Here is a 20,021-nt window from a genome sequence, read left to right as displayed (position 1 = left end):
CGTCTGTCGCACGGGGCCAACACGCGGGGCGGCGGATTTCATCCCGCCGCAACAATTCACGGTGCCCGGGCCGGGGGAACCGGCCACTCCGTGGCGGCCGGGGTCAGGGCGCCCGGGTCACCTCCAGCTCGGTGAGGCCCGGGCGGGGCGCGGGCTTGCCACCGGGTCCGGGCCGGGTGGCGCCGTGCACCACGATCCGGACGTACCGGGCCGGGCTGCGGCCCGCGTAGCCGGTGCCGGTCCAGTGCCGGCCGTCCTGTGAGACCTGCACGACGTAGGACGTCGGGCGGGTGGCGGTCCAGTGCGGGGTGATCCGGCCGATGGTGACGGTGCGGCCCAGGTCGACGGTGAGGGTGCCGTCGGCGGCGTCCGGGACCCAGGCGGTGGTGGCGTTCCCGTCGACCGCGGCGCCGGCGTACAGGCCGGGCTCCTCGGAGGTGGCGGTGGCGGTGGCGCACCGGGCGACGTCGGTGGTCGCGGCGAGGTCGGGGCGGCGGGTCTTGAGGACGGCCGGGACGCCCCTGCTGACCAGCTTGTCGCCCTCGGGGGTGGCGAGCGGCAGGGCGGGGCCGGCGGTGAGCCGGACGGTGGTCTGGTGGGCGCCGAGCGCGACGTCGAAGGTGCGGCCCTGCCAGTGCAGGCCGCGCAGGGTGACGCCGGCGGCCAGCTGCGGCGGCAGCATCGGGTCCAGGCGCACCCGGTCCTCGTCGAAGCGCAGACCGGTCAGGCCGTGGGTGAAGACCTGGAGGAAGCCGCCCTTGCCGGTGAGGAAGTCCTGGGCGGGGCGGCCGGCGTGCGGGTCGCCGGCGCCGGCCTTCGCGCCGCGGGCCTCGGAGAACTCCGCGAACGGTCCGCGCACGAACGGCCTGATGGCGCGCTGGAGGTAGGTGTGGGTGACGCAGCCCGGCTCACCCAGGGCGGCGGCGTCGACGGCGTGCACCGAGTCGGTCATGGCCGGGCCGTCGGGGTCGGTGCGGGCCGCGTAGTAGTCGAGGGTGGCGGCGGCCTGCTGCCGGGTCATCGGCCATTGCAGCGGGTACATCAGGAGCACCGTGTCGGCCTGCTTGATGGTCGTCCCCTTGTACCCGGCGTACTGCTCGAAGACCTTCTTGGTGCCGTCGTAGGGGATCCGCAGTCGGTCGGCGACGGTCTTCCAGGCGGCGGGGGCCGGTTCGCCCAGGAGGGCGGCGGCGCGGGTGGCGTGGCGCAGGGCGGTGGCGGCGCCGGCGTTGGTGAAGACCGCGTCGTCGACGCCGTTGCTGTACTCGTCCGGGCCGGCGACGTTCTTGATCGAGTAGCTGCCGTCGGGGTTGCGGGTGGCGCGGGAGGCCCAGAAGTCGGCGATGCCCGCAAGGACGGGCCATCCGCGGGACTTCAGCCAGGCGGTGTCCTTGGTGGCGAGGTAGTACTGCCAGGCGGCCAGCGAGATGTCGCCCATGAGGTGGTTCTGGGTGGTGCAGTGCGGCGGGTCCCAGCTGTGGCACTCGGTCCACAGGTCGCCGGTGCTGCCGCTGGTCCAGGAGTAGAAGAGCCCCCGGTAGCCGAGGCGGCGGGCGTTGGCGCGGGCGGCGTCGCGGGTGCGGTAGCGGTAGTCGACGACGGACCGGGCGAGGTCGGGATGGGTGGCCAGCAGGCCCGGGTACATCCAGGTCTCGGCGTCCCAGAAGATTTCGCCGGCGTAGTTGTCGCTGGTCAGGCCGGTGGGGCCGATGCTGTTGGCGCTGCCGGCGCGGGTCGAGGCCAGCAGTCCGTACTGGGCGGAGCGGATCCAGGACTGCAGCTCGGGCTGCCCGGCCACCTCGATGTCGCTGCGCCACAGCTCCTGCCAGGCGGCGCGGTGCCGGGCGGCCAGGGCGGCCCAGCCGGAGTCCGCGGCCCGCCGGGAGGCGGTCTCGGCGGCGGTGCGCGGGGCGCGGGAGGTGAGGGCGGTGTCCACGCCGACGTACTTGGTCAGCTCGTAGGTGTGGCCGCGGCGGACCGGGAGGGTCAGCGCCTGGTGGGCGGTGAGGGCCTCGGCCGTGGCGGCGCCGGGGCGGGGCGCCGCGGCGCGCGGGGCGGGGCGGGCGTCCGGGGTGTCGGGCCCGGCGCGCAGGGTGGAGGCGACGGTGCCCGCGGTCCCGGTGCCGTCGGTGCGGAAGCCGACGGCGACCGTTCCGGGCCGTTTCCCGTCGGCGCCCGGGGCCGGGCCGGCGGGGCGCAGTCGGCGGGCGCCGCGGCCGTCGAGGGTGTCGGTGACGGTCGTCTCGCCGCTCCAGTGGGGCGTCATGCGCAGGCGGACCGCGGCGGTGTGCGCGTCGGCCCGGTCGGCGAGCACGTCGTAGACCAGGTCGGTGACCCGGCCGTCGGCGGCGGTCCAGGTCAGCGCGGTGCGGACGAAGCCGCAGCGCAGCGAGAGGGTCTGGCGGTAGTGGCTGATGCGGCCCCGGGCGGTGGCCGAGGAGAACGTGTCGGGGTGCGGGCCGCCGGTGGTGACGTCGAGGGTGGTCCAGGTGGGGAGGGCGGCTATCGCCTGGCGGCCCTGGAGGTTCGCCGGGCCCTTGGCGTAGAGGCCGGAGACGAAGGAGCCGTCGTACTCGGGGGTCTTCAGGGGCCAGCCGGTGGTGCCGCCGGGGGCGGCGTAGCCCGTGCCGTTGGGCGGGACGCGCTGGCCGAGGTAGCCGTTGCCGACGTAGGCGTGGTGACTGTCCTCGGGGTCGATGGCGGTGGCGGTGGGGGCCCAGCCGTCGGTGGTGCAGGAGGGCGGCGCGGTGGCGTCCGGCGCGGGGTCCGCCGCGGCGGGCGGGGCGGCGGCCGGGGCGAGGGCGGCGAGCAGGGTGCCGGCGAGCAGGGCGGCGAGCGGTCCGCGCGGGCGGCGGGGCCCGCTGCGCCGGGCGGCGGGCGGCTCCGGGCGCGGCCCGCCGGCGTTCCGGTCGCCCTGCCGCGGTGTCCGCTGCGTGTGGTCCATGGCTCTCCGTCCCCGTGCGGCCGGTGCCGCGCGCTGAGGCACGGACCCAGCCTCGGCGCTGCCCGACGTCTGCGCACCCTATGGGCCGACAGCCACTCGGGTCACTGGTTTCCCGGGAGATTCAGCGTTTTCCGGCCGTGACCGTCGCTTTCCGGCCGTCGCAAAGCCCTCGATTGGTCAATACGGGCATGCGTACGGCACACTTTTAGACTGACCAGTCAGATCAAAAGGAGGGGCTGTGGAGACCACCCGCCAGGGCGCGGCCGTCAACGCCCGGGGCATCGGAGTGAAGGGCCCACGCGGCTGGGCCTTCAGAGGCGTCGACCTCACCGCGGACCCGGGGGCGCTGATCGCGGTGCGGGGCCCGTCGGGCTCCGGCCGCACCTGCCTGCTGCTCGCGCTCACCGGCCGGATGCGGATCACCGAGGGGCACGCCACGGTCGCCGGGTTCCCGCTGCCGAAGCGGATGGGAACGGTCCGCGGGCGCACCGCACTCGCGCACGTGCCCGGCGTCGCCGACCTCGAACCGGCCCTCACCGTCGCCGAACACCTCCGGGAACAGGCCCTCTTGGGCCGCCGGGGCGCCCCGTTCCTCTGGGGCAGCCGCCGCCGGGAAGCCACCCGGGCCGTGGTGGACGCCGCCCTGGCGGCCGCCGGCCTCGACCCGGACACCCTGCCCAAGGGCCTGCGGACCTGCGTGCGCGACCTGGAACGGCTGGAGGCGCTCCGGCTGTCGGTGGCGCTCGCGGTGATGCACCAGCCGCACCTGCTGGCCGTCGACGACCTCGACCTGAAGCTGTCGGCGGAAGAGCGCGCCACGGCCTGGCAGTTGCTGCGGGACGTGGCGCTGGCCGGCACCACCGTGGTCGCGGTCGCCTCCGACGCCCCGGCGGACGCCCTGATCGTCACCACCGGTGCGACTGCCACCCGCGACACCACCGACACCACCGACTCCCCCGCCACCGGCGGCACCCACGACACCCACGACACCCACGAGGAGGAAGCGGCGCATGCGTTCGCCGAGACTGGCCGCGCTTGAGCTGAGGCGCTTCGGCCGGGGCAAGCTCCCCCGCCTTGGCCTGGTCGCCCTCATGCTCATCCCGCTGCTGTACGGAGCGCTCTACCTCTGCTCCTTCTGGGACCCCTACAGCCGGCTGGACAAGATCCCGGTCGCGCTGGTCAACGAGGACCAGGGCGCCACCTCCGACGGCAAGAAGCTGACCGCCGGCGCCGACCTGGCGAAGAACGTCAAGGACAGCAAGACCTTCGACTGGAAGGAGGTCAGCGCCTCCGACGCCGCCAAGGGCCTGGAGAAGGGCGACTACTACCTCTCGCTGACCGTCCCGAAGAACTTCAGCGAGAAGATCGCCTCCAGCGGCGGTGACGACCCGCAGACCGGCGCCCTCCAGGTGCGCACCAACGACGCCAACAACTACATCGTCGGCTCGATCTCCAAGACGGTGTTCTCCGAGATCCGCGCCAAGACGTCGTCCAAGTCCAGCCGGGCGTTCCTCGACAAGATCTTCGTGTCGTTCTCCGACCTCCACGACGAGACCGCCAAGGCCGCCGACGGCGCCGGCAAGGTCAACGACGGCCTGGGCACCGCCCGCGAGAAGACGGGCGAACTGGCCGACGGGCTGGGCAAGTTGAACGACGGCGCGGGGAAGCTGGACAAGGGGGCGGGGGACCTCCACAACGGCGCGGGCAAGCTCGACAAGGGCGCCGGGGACCTCAGCAACGGCGCCGGGAAGCTCGACAAGGGCGCCGGGGACCTCAGCAACGGCGCGGGCCAGCTCCAAAACGGCGCCGCGCAGGCGGCCGCCAAGTCCAAGGAGCTCAGCGACGGAGCGCGCCGTGTCGCCGACGGCACCCAGGAGCTCGTCGACAAGGTCGACGGCATCGCACGCGAGGACCTGCCGTACCTGAAGAAGCACGGCGAGCAGATCGCCAAGGGCGCGCAGGTTGTCGTCCACGTCACCCAGGTGCTCGACGACATCCTCGGGAATCTGACCGACGCCGACAGCACCGCCGCACAGGCACGGAAGACCGCCGACAACAACCAGTCGCTCTATGAGAAGCGATGCACGGGCGGCAGCACCGACACCGACTGCGCGACCATGAAGGCGAACGCGGCCGACGCCGCCGACAGCGCCGGGCGGATCGAGAAGCTCAAGAACGCCATCGGCCAGATCGACCTGGGCCAGATGCGCGCCGACCTCCGCGAGGTTCGCAAGGGCGCCCAGATGGTCGTCGACCAGGTGCCGGGCCTCGTGAAGAACGCGGACGGCGATCTCGCCAAGCTGAACCAGCTGAACGCCGGTGCACACCAGCTCGCCCAGGGCGCCAGCCAGTTCGCCGGCGGTCTCGGCACCCTCGCCAACGGCGCGGGCAAGCTCCACAGCGGAGCCGGCGACCTCGCCAACGGTGCCGGCCAGTTGCACAAGGGTGCCGGGGACCTCGCCAACGGTGCCGGCCAGTTGGCCAACGGTGCCGGGGACCTCGCCAACGGTGCCGGCCAATTGCACAACGGCCTCGGCACCGCCCACGACGGCGCCGAGCAGCTCAGCGGCGGTCTGTACAAGCTCAAGGACGGCGCCAACCAGCTGGCCACCGGGTTGCACAGCGGGGTCGCCAAGATCCCCGACTACGACAAGAAGGACCGCGACGACCGGACCGACGTGATGTCCGACCCGGTCAAGCTGGCCACCAAGTCGATGCACAAGGCGCCCAACTACGGCACCGGCCTCGCCCCGTACTTCATCCCGCTCTCCCTCTGGGTCGGCGCGATGGTCGCGTACATGCTGCTGGCGCCGCTCGGCAAGCGGGCACTGGCCGCGGGCGCGCCCGGTTGGCGGATCGCGCTCGGCTCCTGGCTGCCGGCCTTCGCCATCGGCGTCGTCCAGGTGCTGGCCCTGATGGCCGTGCTGCACTGGGCGCTGGGGCTGGAGATGGACCGTGCGGGTGCCACCATCGGGTTCCTGATGCTGGCGACGGCCTGCTTCACCGCCGTCATCCAGCTGCTGAGCGCCTTCTTCGGCCCGGCGGGCCGGGTGTTGACGCTGGTCATCCTGATGCTCCAGCTGACCTCGGCGGGCGGCACCTACCCGGTGCAGACCAGCCCGGCGTTCTTCTCGGCGATCCACCCGTTCCTGCCGATGAGCTACGTCGTCGACGGCCTGCGCCGGCTGATCACCGGTGGTGACCTGGACGTCGTCTGGCAGGGCAGCATCGTGCTCGCCGCGTTCACGCTCGGCGCGCTGGCCCTCACCGCCCTCGCGGCGCGCAGCCGCCAGGTCGTGCGGATGAAGGACCTGCACCCGGAGCTCAGCCTGTGAGCAGCCGCTCCGGCAAGGGGGGCGGTGCCGTCGCCGGCGCCGCCCCCCGCCGCACGTCGACCCGGCGGCGGCTCTTCGACGCCGCCGTCATCCTCATCGCCGAACAGGGCTTCTCCGCCACCACGGTCGAGGAGATCGCCGAGCGTGCCGGCGTCGCCAAGGGCACCGTCTACTACAACTTCAGCAGCAAGAACGTCCTCTACGAGGAACTCCTGCGGGACGGCGTCGACCTGCTCGCCGCCTCCCTGCGCACCGCCGCCGACCGGACCGTGGCCGACGGCGGCACCCGGGTCGACGCGCTCGACGCGATGATCCGCGCCGGCCTGGACTTCATCGCCGGCTCCCCCGCCCTCACCCAGCTCTACGTCGCCGAGCTCTGGCGCACCAACCGCACCTGGCGCGCCACCCTCACCTCCGTACGGGGCCGCGCCCTGGCGGTCGTCGAGTCGGTGCTGCGGGACGCCGTGCACGGCGGGGAGCTCAGCGACGAACTCGACGTGCCGCTGACCGCCTCGGCGCTGCTCGGGATGGTGCTGGTCGCCGCGTTGGACTGGCAGTCGTTCCAGCCGGAGCGGTCGGTCGACGAGGTGCACGCCGCGCTCGCCCAGCTGGTGCAGGGACGGGTCGGGGCGTGATCGGGCGCCCTCACGCCGTCAGGTGCGTGGGGGCGAACATCCGCAGCCGCGCGGGCAGGACGACGACCGACGGACCGGGGGCGGCCAGCGCCGCGGCCAGGTCCGCGCCCAGCCGCTCCGGGGTGGACCGGACCGCCGGCACCCCGAACGACCCGGCCAGCGCCACGAAGTCCGGCCGGGTGAGCTCGGTGGCCTCGGCGGTGGTCGCGCCGAACGCGTCGGTCATGTACTCGCGCAGGATGCCGTAGCCGCCGTCGTCCACGATCAGCCAGGTCACCGGCAGGTCGTACTGGCGGGCCGTGGCCAGTTCGGCGAGCGAGTACATCGCGCCGCCGTCCCCCGAGACCGCCAGCACCGGTCGTCCCGGGTCGGCGACTGCCGCGCCCAGCGCCGCCGGGAAGCCGTAGCCCAGGCCGCCGGCGCCCTGCGCGGAGTGCAGCGCGTTGGTCCCCCGCGCATCGAACGCGGACCAGGCCCAGTAGGCCAGGATCGTCATGTCCCAGCAGCTGACCGCGTCGTCGGGCAGCGCCCCGCGCACCGCGGCGAGGATCTCCCGCTCCGCCGCCAGCCCCTGGCCGTCGAGCCGGTCGCGGACCCGGGCCAGCAACGCGGCCACGGCGATCTCGGGCCCGTCGTCCTCGGGCCCGTCGGCGGCCGGCGCCCCCACCGGACGCCCCTCCGGAACCTCGGCCAGCAGGGCCGCCAGCGCCGCCCGGGCGTCCGCGTGGATGCCCAGCCCGGCGTGGTTGGACTCCAACTTGCCCAGGTCCGCCTCGATCTGGACGACCCGGCCGCGCGGCCGGAAGGTGTGGTAGTTCGAGGAGAGTTCGCCGAGCCCCGAACCGACCACCAGGAGCGTGTCCGCGTCCTCCAGGAAGTCGGTGGTGTGGCGGTCCTCCAACCAGGACTGGAGGGAGAGCGGATGCTCCCAGGGGAAGGCACCCTTGCCCCCGAAGGTGGTCGCCACCGGCGCCCGTAGCCGCTCGGCCAGCGCCAGTAGTTCCGCCTCCGCCCCGGCCCGCACGACGCCCCCGCCGGCCAGGATCACCGGCCGCCGGGCCGCCCCCAGCCGCCGGGCGGCCTCCACGATCACTTCCCGCCGCGGCGGCAGCTCCTGCACCTGGAGCGGGAGTTCGACGACCGGCGGGACGTCGACCGGCGCCAGCAGCACGTCCTGCGGGATCTCCAGCCACACCGGCCCGTGCGGGACACTCACCGCCGACTCCCACGCCGCCGCCACCGCGGACGGGATCTGCGACGCCGTCCGCACCGTGTGCACGGACTTCACCACGCCCCGGAACGCGGCCGCCTGGTCGGGGAGTTCGTGCAGGTAGCCGTGGCGGCCGCCGCCGAGCCCGGCCACCGGCACCTGGCTGCCGAGGGCCAGGACGGCGGCCGAACCGGCGGCCGCCTCCTGGAGCGCGGGCAGCGTCAGCAGCGCGCCGGGACCGGTGGAGACCAGCAGCGGGGCGACCCGGTGCGTGGTCCGGGCGTAGGCGTCGGCGGCGAAGCCCGCGTTGTTCTCCGTCCGCAATCCCACGTACCGCACGCCCGGGGCGCGGCGCAGCGCGTCGAAGAGGCCGAGGGCGTGTTGGCCGGGGAGGCCGAAGACGGTGTCGGCGCCCAGCGCGGCGAGCGACTCCATCACCAGGTCACCGCCGGTGCGGGGCGAGGGGTGCGCCGGGGTGCCAGCAGCGTCCGCATCGGGGGTCGGGCCGGGGGTCGGGCCGGGGTTCGGGGTGGTGCTCATGGTGGTGCTCTCTTCCGTCTCGTCGGGGTCGATCGGCGCCCGGCGGGGCGCGGGGCGGTGCGCGGTCAGTCGCCGGCCGGGCCCGGGGCGCCCGCCACGGCGGCGGGCCGCGGGCCCAACCGTTCCCGCCAGGCCGCCAGGACCGCCGCGTCCGTGGGCCGGGTGGCCAGGCTGACCGCCACGTAGGACACGAGGGAGGCCAACAGCCCGTAGTAGATGGGCTCGTTGGCGAGGACCCCGAGGGCGACCATCAGGCCGACCACGGTCACCCCGCCGACCACGACCGACGCCAGCGCCCCGGCGGCGTTGCCGCGCTTCCACAGCAGCCCCCCGAGGATGGGCACCAGCAACCCGCCGACCAGCACGTTGTAGGCGAGGGTGAGCGCCTCGACGACGTCGTTCAGCGCGAGCGCGATGACGATCACCGCGACGCCCATGAGGAGGATGAACAGCCGGTTCCCCCGCACCTCGTCGTGGCCCGCGGACGCCTCGGGCGACTGCGCCTCGGAGGACCGCCCCTCGGGGGACCCGCGGTGCTCCGCCGGCCGGCGTCCGGCCCCCCGCCGCACCCGCGCCCAGATGTCGTTGTTGGCCACCGTCGCGCAGGCGATCAGCGCGCCCGACGACGTCGACATCACCGCGGACAGCGCCGCCGCCAGCACCAGCCCGCGCACCCCCACCGGCAGCGCGTCCTTCACGATCGTCGCGAACGCGTCGTCGGGGCTGCCCAGATGGGGGTAGAGGACCTTGGCCGCGGTGCCGATGACCGCCCCCGCCACCGCGTACACCAGGCAGTACGTGCCGGCCGCGGTGCCGCCCAGGCGCGCGACCCGGTCGCTGCGCGCGGTGAACACGCGCTGCCAGATGTCCTGCCCTATCAGCATCCCGAACGAGTAGATCAGGACGTAGGTGAAGACGGTCTGGCCGCCGATGCCCAGCGGCGCGAAGTAGTCGCTCGGCAGTTGGGCCTTCAACTGGGCGAAGCCGCCCGCCTTGACGAGTGCGAGGGGCAGCAGGAGCAGCAGGACGCCGATGGTCTTGACGACGAACTGCACCATGTCGGTCAGGGTGATCGACCACATCCCGCCGAGCGTCGAGTACGCCACCACGATCGCCCCGCCGAGGACGATCGCCAGCGTGCGGTCGAGTCCGAACAGCACGTCGAAGATGGTCGCGTAGGCGAGGGTCGAGGTCACCGCGAGCATCAGGGTGTACGCCCACATGACCACGCCGGAGATGAGCCCGGCGGCGCCGCCGTAGCGCAGGTCCAGCATCTCCGAGACGGTGTAGACCTTCAGCCGGGCGATCCGGGCGGAGAAGAAGACGCTCAGGCCCAGCAGCCCGAGGCCGATGGTGAAGACCATCCACGCCCCGGACAGCCCGTACTGGTAGCCGAGACCGACGCCGCCGATGGTGGAGGCGCCGCCGAGCACGATCGCGGCCATGGTCCCGGAGTACATCACGGGGCCCAGCCGCCGCCCGGCGACCAGGAAGTCGCTCTTCGAGGTGGCGCGCCGCATGCCCCACCACCCCATGGCGAGCATGCCGGCCAGATAGAGAACGATCACCGCGTAGTCGACAGCCATGGGCCATCCCTTCCAACTGCGCCGAGGGGAGAGGGGAGGAGCGAGGGGAGCAAGGGCGAAGCGGGGTGAGGCGCTTCGGGGTGGAAGTGGGAGGAGGGGCGAGCGGGGCGGTGGGGGTGTCCCGTCTCGGGGGTCGACCCTAGGAGGCGCACGAACGACGCTGAAGTGTACGTTTCCTCCACTCCGGCCCCCTGGAAGTGGAGGTTCCGCACATGCCGCGTTCCCTGCCCCCGCCGTCCACCCCTCCGGTCCCCCTGGCGGACCTGCTCGCCCGGACGGACTTGGGCCTGCGTCAGCTCGCCGGGCCCCCTTCGGGCGTGACCATCCACTGGGTGCACACCTCGGAGATGGCCGACCCGGTGCCGTACCTCCTGGGCGGCGAGCTGCTGTTGACCGCCGGCGTCCACCTGGCGGAGGCGGCGGCCTCGGAGGACGGCGCCGCGCTCGACGCCTACCTGGACGGCTACGCCGCCCGCACCGTCGCGGCCGGCGCCGCCGCCCTCGGCTTCGGCATCGCCCCGGTGCACCGGACGGTTCCGCCGGCCCTGGTGGACGCCTGCGACCGACACGGGCTGGCGCTCGTCGAGGTCCCGCGGGAAACCCCGTTCACGGCCGTGGAGAGCGCCGTCTGGCAGGCCGTGACCGAGGCCCGGCACCGCGAACTGACCCGGATCGGCGCGGCCCAGCGCGCCCTGTCCGCGGCGGCCGCCCGCCCGGAACCGGCCACCGCCGTGCTCCGCGCCCTGGCCCGCCACGCGCACGGCTGGGCCGCACTGCTCGCCCCCGACGGCACCGCGCACGGCTCGGCCGGCCCGCGCCCGTCCGCCGCCTGCCGGGCCGCGGCGGTCCGCCTGGCGGGGGTGGTCACCGCCGGTGGCCCCACCTCGGCCGCGGACGCGCTCCCGGGCACCCAACTGACCGGCTACGCCCTGACGGGACGGACGCCCCCCGGCGCCCAGGAGGCCGAGGACGCCGGAACCGGCCCGAAGGAGACCGGCGGCGGGCTCGCCCTGGTGGTCGCCACCGACCCGGACGATCCGCCCGCGCACACCATCGCGGGCGTCGCCGCCGTGCTGCTCTCGCTGATCACCGGCCCCGCCGCCACCGGGCCGACCGGCGGCGACCACGCGGCGGCCCTGGTCCACCTCCTCGTGGGCGCCGCCCCGGCCGACGTCGCCCCGTTCCTCGGCCACCGCCGGTGGACCGTCGTGCACGCCGTACCCCGCCGCGACGCACCCGCCGCCCCGGCCGGCCTGGCCCGCGCCCTCAAGACCCCGCTGGTGGCACCGGCTGCCGCCCCCGACGGGCTGCGGGCCCTGGTCCCCGGCGACGGCGAGGTCGCCGCCCTCCCCGGCTGGACACTGGGCGTCAGCGAACCCGTTCCGGTGGTCGGCCTGCCCGCCGCCGACCGGCACGCCGCGCATGCCCTCCGGCGCGCCCTGGCCCGCCGCACCCCTTTGGTGCGCCACCACGCCGCCGGCCCGAACGGCCTCGGTGCCCTCATCGACCCCGCGGACGCCAGGGAACACGCCCGGGCCCGACTAGCCCCACTCGTCGACTCCCCTCCCCTCCGTACCACGTTGCACAACTGGCTCTCTCTGCACGGCAGTTGGGACCGCACCGCCACCGCCCTCGGCATCCACCGCAACACCGTCCGCCAACGCATCACCCGCATCTCCGGCCTCCTCGACACCGACCTCGACGACCCCGACGTCCGCATGGAACTCTGGTTCGCCCTCCGCACCCTGGAGGACGAGGCCACCGACACACCGAACCGGGCCATACCGAACCAGCGGGACCAATCGACCGAAGCGACCCAAGCGGCCCCATCACCCCAACATCCTTAAGGCGCCGGCAAAACGGGAAAGCCAGACCAACGGGCCGAAGATCTCGAACTCCCCCGGCCCGCCCCCCACCACAGGCGAACCCACTACGCTTCTCCGACGTCGGTCAAGGTGACCGGAATTCGCAGCCTTGACCTGATCTTGACTGATGCAGAACAACACGCCATGACAGCGGGCATGACCTAGCGATGCCAACGGGAGGGACCTCCATGACGGACTCCGCAGCCGGCAACCCGGCCGGGAACGCGGGCGCCACCCCCGGCGGGCAGCCGAGCGGCACCCCGGGCGCACCGGAGGGGGCCACCGGCGGCCAGCCGCCGCTGCCGCCGCCGTACCCGCCGAGCACCGTCCCCGGCCAACAGCCCGGCGCCGGAGCCCCGCCCAAGGTGGTGCCGACCTCCGCCGACCACGCCCTGGAGATCGGCCGCGCCTACTTCCCACCGGTCGGCGCCCCGGGCGGCCCCGTCTCGCTCCTGGTCCACGAATTCGACGAGGGCTACCTCGTCTACGCCGGCTGGCCCGCCCCCGAGGACCCCACCGCCCCGCCGGCCAGCCCGGGCGGCACCAACATCGTGATCACCAAGGCCAACGGCGACGTGACCACGGTGCCCAACTTCCCCCCGGACTCCGCCATCGCCGTCTACCGGCAGTGGTACCGCCCGGGAAACGCGTGAGGCACGCGGACGCCCGCCGGCACCAGGGCCGGACGCCCTCACGGCACCCTCGCGCATGACAACCCTGTGACAGTAGGCGTCTTGCCGTGAAGCTGACCCACGCGACTAGAATTTGCTTGAGTCCGAGCACTACGTGACGAACTCTGAACGGGGGAAAGAGCATGGCCGGCGATGGCCTGCAAGCAGACGTACCGTCACTGAAGTCGGGTGGCGGAAGCTTCACCAACATCGGCGAGCGGTATCAGTCCGCCGTGGAGAAGCTCAAGAACGGCCTCACCGATCTGGAGGGGTCCGGCACCCCGCCATGGGGCGACGACGACATCGGCTCGAAGTTCGGCGTCGTCTACGAGGGCCTACGCGACGGCATGTACGAGTCGATGGGACATCTCGCGGCCAAGCTCCACGAGATCGGCGGCGCGCTCACCACCATGGCGAACAACCATGAGGGCAACGAGGACTTCAACCACTCCTTGATGCAACAGCACGTCGCCAACGCCGAGGCCGAGAGCCAGCTGATCAGCAACTTCAAGTCCCCCAACACGTAGCCTCGGGACTCCTGCTCGGGGGCGGATCGGGGGCGGATCAGGGGCGGATCAGGGCCGAACCGGAGTCGGATCGCGTTCGGATCGCGCTCCGGGGGCTCAGGAGCCGTCCGCGTACGGGCACTTCCCGGCTTGCCGCCCTTTCGCCCCTCCTGCTCCTACCGTTCTCTCCGCTCTCTTCGTTCTCCCAGTTGTCTCCCTTCTCTCCGTTCTCTCTGCTCCCTCCACCTCTTTCGTTCGCGCTCACCGCCTCGCCGTCTACGGGGGATTCCCAATGTCAATCATGCTGCCGGACTGGCTTGAGTGGGTCCTCCAGATGCTCGGATACGACTGGCCGACGGGCGACGAGGACAAGATGAACGAGTCCGCCAGTGAGTGGCGGGAATTCGCGAACATGGTGGAACAGCTCCAGTCCGAGGGCGTCACCGCGGCCGGCACCGTCCTGTCGTCGAACTCCGGCGACAGCATCGACGGTTTCAGCAAGACCTGGGACAAGTTCTCCGACGGCGGCAACGGCTACATGAACGACGCCCGCGAGGCCGCCGAGCTGATCGCCTTCGCGATGGACGCCGGATCGGGGGTGATCGTCGGGATGAAAGTGGCGGTGATCGCCCAGTTGGCGATCCTCGCGGCAGAAATCATCGCGGCCCAAGCAGCCGCCCCCTTCACCTTCGGGCTCTCCGAAGTGGGGGCAGCCGGCGCCACCCAAGCCACCCGCCTCATCGTCCGCCGCATCCTCAAGGAAGCGCGCGACGCCCTGATCGAGGCGATCATGAACACCGTCAAGCAGCCGGCCATGGACGCGCTGCAGGCGATGATCTCCGACGCCATCGCCCAGGGCGTCAACATGTCGTTCGGCGCCCAGAACGGCTTCGACGTCAACCGCAGCCTCAAGACCGGCGCCGATACGGCCACCGACTCCCTCAAGAACACCGGCGAGAACTTCGGCACCAACTTCCGCGACGCGCTCGGCGGCAAGGCGGGCCAGCACGCCCGCACCGGCCTGGACCACGCGGCCGGCCACGGCGGTGGCGAGCACGGCGGCAGCGGCGGCGAGCACGGGAGCGGGGCGAGCGGAGGCGGGGAGCACGGGAGCGGCTCGGGGTCCGGTTCCGGTTCTGGCTCGGGCTCGGGCTCGGGGTCCGGCGAACACGGCGGGTCCGGGAGCGGTTCGGGCTCCGGCTCGGGGGAGCACGGTGGCTCCGGTTCCGAGGGGCACTCCGGCTCGGGCGACGGCGGCGGCAGCGGCAGCGGCAGCGGTTCGCACGGCGGCTCCGGAGCGGACTCCGGTTCTGGCTCGGGCTCGGGCTCGGGCTCGGGCTCGGGCTCGGGCTCGGGTGGAGAGTCCCACGCCCCGCGCCCCGGCGACAGCCCGTCCAGCCCGACCACCTCTCCCGAACGCGCCCACTCGGACACGCCTCCCGGCACCGACTCGGGCTCCCACCACGGTTCCGATCCCGCGTCCGATTCCGGTTCCGATTCCGGTTCCGGTTCCGGTTCCGGGAACGATCACCCCAGGCCCACCGCCCAGCCCCTCCCCGACGCGGCACACCGCTCCCCCTTCGACGAGGGCTACCAGGGCGGCCACGACGCATCCGGGCCGTCGCACTCCCCCGAGTCCGTCGCCACCCCCGACTCCGGTCACGGTCCGCATGCGGAGCACCCCGACGGGGTCAGCACCCACCCCACGGCCGACAACACCCCCAACTCCGCCCGTCCGGAACCGTTCAACACCCAACCGACCGCCGACCACACCCCCGACGCACCGCGCCAGGACGGGGTGGGCACGCACCCGACGCCGGACGCCGCCCGGCCGGACTCCGTCAGCACCCACCCCACCCCGGACACCGCTCCGGACCACTCGGCGAGCCACCCGCCGGAGCGCGGCCCCGACCCGGTCAGCACCCAGCCGGCTCCCGAGCACCACACCAGCCCGACCCACGACGGCTCCGCCGGCGCCCAACCCTCGCCGCAGCACTCCGCCCCCAGCCCGCACGACGCCCCGAGCCACGACGGCACTTCACCCGGCGATCACGGCTCCGGCAGCCCGTCTCCCTCGCCGTCCCCCGCCCCGTCCCATGACGGCGGCTCCGGCAACGGCAACGGCAACGGGGACTCGTCGAATTCCTCCGGTTCGTCGGGCGGCTCGGGGACGGGCAGCCGCCCCTCCATGCCGCACATGGGCACCCCGGCCGCCCAGGGCGCACCCGTCCAGCACTCCGCGGGTCAACCGTCCGTCCAGCACCGCGACCCGGCACCGGGCGACCCCATGCCACACGCCGGTGACGACCACGACACCACCGTGCGCACCCAGTCCGCGGACACCATGACCGCGCCGCCACCCACCCAGCACAGCGCCACCGACTCGGGCGTCGGAAGCCCCAACTCCGCTGCGTCCGGCAACACTTCGCCGCAGGGTTCCCAGGGCGCACCGCAGAGCGCCGGCCCCGCGATGGGCATGCCCTCCGCCATGCCGTCCCACGGCGGCGGCGCGCCCGCGGCCGGTTCGGGCACGCCCAGCGCCGCCCCCTCCCGCCCCACCTCCGACGGCGGCGCGCCGAGCAACCGCCGCCCGGACGGCTCCCAGGCGATCCGTGACGTCACCCAGCAACGCGGCCCGGACCGCCCGGCGTACAACCCGCGCCTGGACGGGCCCCGCCCCAACGCCAACGTCCCCGGCCCCAACCGACGCCCGGACGGCACCCAGCCCGTCCACGACGCCACGCAACAGCGCACCCCGGAACGGCCCCCGCACAACCCCCGCCTGGACGGCCCCCGCCCGAACACCGACCACCCGGACGCCCGGCACCCGAACACCGACCACCCGGACAGTCCGCGCCCCGCGGACAACCACCGCCCGCAGGACCAACGGCCGGACGCCGACCACGGACAGAACCAGCGGCCGACGGACACCCACCAGCCGCACCCGGACGCCACCCACCCGCGTCCGGACGGCGCCCCAGCGCACCCGGACGCGGACCACGCCAACCGCCCCCACCAGGAGGGCAACCAGCCGCACCCGGACGACCGCGCCAACGGTCAGCGGCCCGACGCCCCGCGCCCCGAATCGCCGCGGCCCGACACTCAGCACCAGCCGAACCCCGACCGGCCGCGCCCGGAGAACACCCACCCGGACGCCCCGCGCCCGGACGCCAACCGCCCGGACGATCACCGTCCGGACTCCCGGTCCCCCGAGCACTCCCCGCACCCGGGGCAGCCGCAAAGCCCCAACCCCCAGCACCCGCAGCAACCCCACCAGCAACAGCCCCACCAGCAGCCGCAGCACCCGCAACAGCAGCACCAACCGCAGCCGCAGCACCCTCAGCCTGCGCCGCCACAGCAGCAGCCCCATCACCCCCAGCAGCCGCATGCACAGCAGCCGCACCCCCAGCAAAGCCAGCCCCATCAGACCAACCAGCCCCACCAGGCCAACCAGCAGCACCACCCGCAGCAGCCCACGCCGCAAAGCCACCACCCGCAGCAGCAGAGCCAGCAGCACCAGCCCCAACAACAACACCAGCCGCAGCCGCACCAGCAGCCTCAGCCGCACCAGAGCCCGCAGCAACAGCACCACCAGAATCAACAGCAGCAGCACAACAACCAGCAGCAGCCGCACGACCCTCACCAACAGCCTCAACACCCCCAGCAGCAGCACCAACAGCAGGCGCCGCACCACCAGCAGCCGAGCCTCAACGACGTCCGCGCCAGCCTGAACCACCACCCGGGCGGCCTGTACTCACCGTTCCCGCACGACCAGCAGGCGCTGGAGCACAACTTCCCGCGGAACCCGGACGGCTCCCCGCAGGTCCACGCCGACCCGTTCCAGCCGTGGGCCAAGTACCAGAACGACGGCGGCCCGACCGTGCCCGGCCGGTCCAACAACTGCGCCGACTGCACCCGTTCCTTCATGGAGTCCTGGTACGGCAACCCGCAGGTCTCCGCGCCCCGCACGTACGACACCGACGCGCACGGCAACCTGGACCGCGCTAGCGGTGAACGGGACGGCACCCACAACATCCAGAACTGGGCGGGCACCAACTTCCGAAACTCGGGCCAGAACGCCCACGACGCCTACAACAACATCGCCCACGAGCTCCAGCAGTCGGGCCACGGTTCGGCCTCGGCCGTCCTGGTGACGTGGCCGAAGAACCCCGACGGTTCGGGCGGCGGCGCCCACGTCTTCAACGCGGTCAACCACAACGGCAAGGTCGTCTGGGTCGACAGCCAGACGGGCCAGATCAGCCACCAGCCCATCCACACCCACGCCGAGGGTGTCTGGCACCTCACCCTCGACGGCGACCGCAAGCCGTTCGACCCCACCGCCACCCAGAACCACACCCCGAACCAGCACCCCCAGCAGTCCCCCCACCCCCAGCAACAGCCGCAACCACAGCCGCACCAGAACCAGAACCAGAGCCAGAACCAGCAGCAACACCCCCAACAGCAGCACCCAAACCCACAACACCCCCAGCAGAACCAGCCCCAACACCCCTACCAACAGCAGCCGCAACACCCGCAGGTACAGCAGCAGCCCCACCACCAACAGCCGTACCCGCAACAGCAGCCGCACCAGCCCCAACCCCAGTACGGCCAGCACCAGCCGCAGCCACAGCCGCAGCCACACAACCCGTACGCCCAGCAGCCCCAGCACCAACCGCAGAACCCCTACCAGCAGCAGCACCCGCAGCAGCCCCACCAGGGCCAGCCCCAGCACCCCTACCAACAGCAACCCCACCAGCAGCAGCCACAACACCCCCACCAACAACAGCAGCCCCACCAAGGTCAGCAGCCACAACACCCGTACCAACAGCAGCCGCACCAGGGCCAACAGCCACAACACCCGCAGTACCAGCACCCGCAGCAGCACCAGCCCTACCCCCAGCAGCACGCACCGGCGCCCCACCAACAGCCGCAACCCCACGTGCCGCAACAGCCCCACGTGCCGCAACAGCAACATCCCCAGCAGCCGCACGTCCAGCACCCGCAGCAGCCGCACCAGGGCCAACCCCCGCACCCGTACCAACAACAGCCGCACCAGGGCCAGCACCAGCCCTACCCCCCACACGCGCCCAACCAGCAGCACGGCGGCGGCCAGCACCCCGCGGGCGCACCGGAGCCCCACCACACCCCCGGCGACGGCCATGCCCCGAACGCCGAGCACCCGCACCACGACTCACCGGGGACGAAGCCCGAGCAGGCTCCGAACCACACGGCCGACCACACGGCGGACCACGGGGTGCCGGGCCGCGGTCCCGAGCACCAGCCGCCTGCACACTCCGGTGCCGAGCATCCGCACCAGCCGCCGGTGCCTCGCAATCCCGGAGCACTGCCGCCGCCCGACCCGTCGGGCCACCAGCCCTCGGGGCACGGCAAGGACGCGCAGCACCCGGACGACAAGGACGGGAAGAACGGCGACGAGAAACCGAAGAAGGGCAAGCACAAGCTGGAGGAGTCCCCGGAGGAGCGGGCGGCGAAGCGCCGTGCGATGCGGGAGCGGAGCGACCAGGTCGCCAGTGAGCCGTACAGCGGCGACCGGGCCAAGGGCAGCACGCCCTACGAGCAACGGCAGCCCGGTGACGGCACGCACGAGCACTACACGATGCAGTCGGACGGCTCCCAGTCCACGCTGCGCCGCACCAACGACGTCCGGCAAGTGAATCTCGAACCGGTCATCGACCATCTGAACCACTGGGCCAAGCCGGCTGACGGAGACCATCCCAAGCCTCCGCTGCTGCACGCCATCGACGAATCGGCAAAGGGCCCGATCACCAAGGAACGGCTGGCAGAAATACTGCCCGGATTCGGTTCGATGAAGCAGTCCGAGCAGCTCGCCACGGTGGGCGCCATCGCCCGCATGAGCCACCAGTTCCACGATGCACACGCCGTGGAGAACTCCGGTGGCTCCTATCTCCATTCGCGTCACGACCCCAAGAGCGGCGACCCGGTGGACCCCGCACCGCAGGCCCGCGCCTACGGTGTGCGACAGAACGTCACCGGCCACGGGGACGAACCGAACTCGGCGGCGCTGGGCAAGGAACAGCGGAAGTTCAACGCGCTGTGGCGGAATGTGGTGGGCAAGCCGTCCAAGAGCGACGATCCCGATGTGCAGGCGAGCGCCGCCCGGCTGCGCCCGGACTTCTCCGGAAAGAACTACGCGGTACTGGAAGTACAGAAGACGAACCACGACGGCAGCACCGAGACGCACTACGTCATCGACTCTTCGGTGCCCGCCAACAATTTCGACAAGGCCCCGGACCATTCAGAACCGGTACTGGGTGAGGCGTTCCGCAAGATGGACGCCGAAAACCCGGGCGCCTACAAGTCGATCGCCATGTACACGGAGTACGAGCCGTGCGGATCCAAAACGGACCCGGCATCGGCCAACTGCTCCTACTACCTGTCCCATGAATTCGAGCGGCCAGCGGGAGCAGACCGCACGCAGTACCACGACGTCCCACACGACCAGCGCGACAATCTGCCGAACCGGACGAATTCGACGACGGTTTACTACGCGGCCGGATACCGCTACGGCGACCTCTCCCCGCACGAGGTCGAACGCATTCGTGACAGCGTCGGCGAGGAGAACGCCGAAAAGGCCATCAAGGAAGCGAAGCAGCAGGCAAAGATGCGACGGGAAGAGGATATGCACCGGGCCCGGGGCGAGATGCTCCGCATTTGGATGCAGGTAGCCTCGTCCTGACAACCCCGCCG

Annotated in this window: 10 protein-coding genes; 7 read left to right on the top strand and 3 right to left on the bottom strand. The window is 72.8% G+C overall.

The genetic code is table 11. From position 1 onward, the window contains the following. Window positions 1–103: 103 nt before the first annotated feature. Window positions 104–2,944, bottom strand: a complete 2,841-nt coding sequence (locus ACLJT4_RS32225; RefSeq protein ID WP_411127714.1) for a discoidin domain-containing protein — start codon at window positions 2,942–2,944, stop codon at window positions 104–106. 238 nt (window positions 2,945–3,182) lie between these two features. On the opposite strand from ACLJT4_RS32225, the gene ACLJT4_RS32220 reads away from it, so the two are divergent. Genes ACLJT4_RS32220 through ACLJT4_RS32210 form a run of 3 tightly spaced genes read left to right on the top strand, consistent with a single transcriptional unit; the run spans window position 3,183 to window position 6,914 of the window. Then, complete coding sequence (locus ACLJT4_RS32220; RefSeq protein WP_411127712.1) at window positions 3,183–3,983, top strand: ATP-binding cassette domain-containing protein; 801 nt, start codon at window positions 3,183–3,185, stop codon at window positions 3,981–3,983. After that, on the top strand, window positions 3,955–6,279 hold the full coding sequence (locus tag ACLJT4_RS32215; protein ID WP_411127710.1) for a YhgE/Pip family protein: 2,325 nt from the start codon (window positions 3,955–3,957) through the stop codon (window positions 6,277–6,279). The genes ACLJT4_RS32220 and ACLJT4_RS32215 overlap by 29 nt, the downstream gene beginning before the upstream one ends. Next, window positions 6,276–6,914, top strand: a complete 639-nt coding sequence (locus ACLJT4_RS32210; RefSeq protein ID WP_411127708.1) for a TetR/AcrR family transcriptional regulator — start codon at window positions 6,276–6,278, stop codon at window positions 6,912–6,914. The genes ACLJT4_RS32215 and ACLJT4_RS32210 overlap by 4 nt, the downstream gene beginning before the upstream one ends. 10 nt (window positions 6,915–6,924) lie before the next feature. Here ACLJT4_RS32210 and ACLJT4_RS32205 read toward each other — a convergent pair whose 3' ends face one another. Both ACLJT4_RS32205 and ACLJT4_RS32200 read right to left on the bottom strand, forming a co-directional pair. Continuing rightward, window positions 6,925–8,664, bottom strand: a complete 1,740-nt coding sequence (locus tag ACLJT4_RS32205) for a thiamine pyrophosphate-binding protein (protein WP_411127706.1) — start codon at window positions 8,662–8,664, stop codon at window positions 6,925–6,927. A gap of 65 nt (window positions 8,665–8,729) precedes the next feature. Then, a complete protein-coding gene (locus ACLJT4_RS32200; protein ID WP_411127704.1) occupies window positions 8,730–10,250 on the bottom strand; it encodes a sodium:solute symporter in 1,521 nt (506 codons plus the stop codon). A 212-nt stretch (window positions 10,251–10,462) separates the two neighbouring features. Between ACLJT4_RS32200 and ACLJT4_RS32195 the strand changes: the two genes are divergently transcribed. The 4 genes from ACLJT4_RS32195 (at window position 10,463) to ACLJT4_RS32180 (ending at window position 20,010) form a co-directional block, all read left to right on the top strand. Then, complete coding sequence (locus tag ACLJT4_RS32195) at window positions 10,463–12,097, top strand: helix-turn-helix domain-containing protein (RefSeq protein WP_411127702.1); 1,635 nt, start codon at window positions 10,463–10,465, stop codon at window positions 12,095–12,097. 206 nt (window positions 12,098–12,303) lie between these two features. Continuing rightward, a complete protein-coding gene (locus ACLJT4_RS32190) occupies window positions 12,304–12,768 on the top strand; it encodes a hypothetical protein (RefSeq protein WP_411127700.1) in 465 nt (154 codons plus the stop codon). 161 nt (window positions 12,769–12,929) lie between these two features. Further along, window positions 12,930–13,313, top strand: a complete 384-nt coding sequence (locus tag ACLJT4_RS32185) for a hypothetical protein (protein ID WP_411127698.1) — start codon at window positions 12,930–12,932, stop codon at window positions 13,311–13,313. Window positions 13,314–13,584: 271 nt separating this feature from the next. Beyond that, on the top strand, window positions 13,585–20,010 hold the full coding sequence (locus tag ACLJT4_RS32180) for a toxin glutamine deamidase domain-containing protein (RefSeq protein ID WP_411127696.1): 6,426 nt from the start codon (window positions 13,585–13,587) through the stop codon (window positions 20,008–20,010). Window positions 20,011–20,021 lie beyond the last annotated feature (11 nt).

The organism is Streptomyces sp. x-19 (genome assembly GCF_046549115.1).
In the GTDB taxonomy this organism is placed as follows: domain Bacteria; phylum Actinomycetota; class Actinomycetes; order Streptomycetales; family Streptomycetaceae; genus Streptomyces; species Streptomyces albulus_C.
This window is presented reverse-complemented; position numbering and strand designations above follow the sequence as displayed.

Coding starts and splice junctions, on each gene's coding strand:
- ACLJT4_RS32185 (WP_411127698.1), top strand. CDS start 12,930: ATGGCCGGCGATGGCCTGCAAGCAGACGTACCGTCACTGAAGTCGGGT.
- ACLJT4_RS32215 (WP_411127710.1), top strand. CDS start 3,955: ATGCGTTCGCCGAGACTGGCCGCGCTTGAGCTGAGGCGCTTCGGCCGG.
- ACLJT4_RS32195 (WP_411127702.1), top strand. CDS start 10,463: ATGCCGCGTTCCCTGCCCCCGCCGTCCACCCCTCCGGTCCCCCTGGCG.
- ACLJT4_RS32180 (WP_411127696.1), top strand. CDS start 13,585: ATGTCAATCATGCTGCCGGACTGGCTTGAGTGGGTCCTCCAGATGCTC.
- ACLJT4_RS32205 (WP_411127706.1), bottom strand. CDS start 8,664: ATGAGCACCACCCCGAACCCCGGCCCGACCCCCGGCCCGACCCCCGAT.
- ACLJT4_RS32190 (WP_411127700.1), top strand. CDS start 12,304: ATGACGGACTCCGCAGCCGGCAACCCGGCCGGGAACGCGGGCGCCACC.
- ACLJT4_RS32200 (WP_411127704.1), bottom strand. CDS start 10,250: ATGGCTGTCGACTACGCGGTGATCGTTCTCTATCTGGCCGGCATGCTC.
- ACLJT4_RS32225 (WP_411127714.1), bottom strand. CDS start 2,944: ATGGACCACACGCAGCGGACACCGCGGCAGGGCGACCGGAACGCCGGC.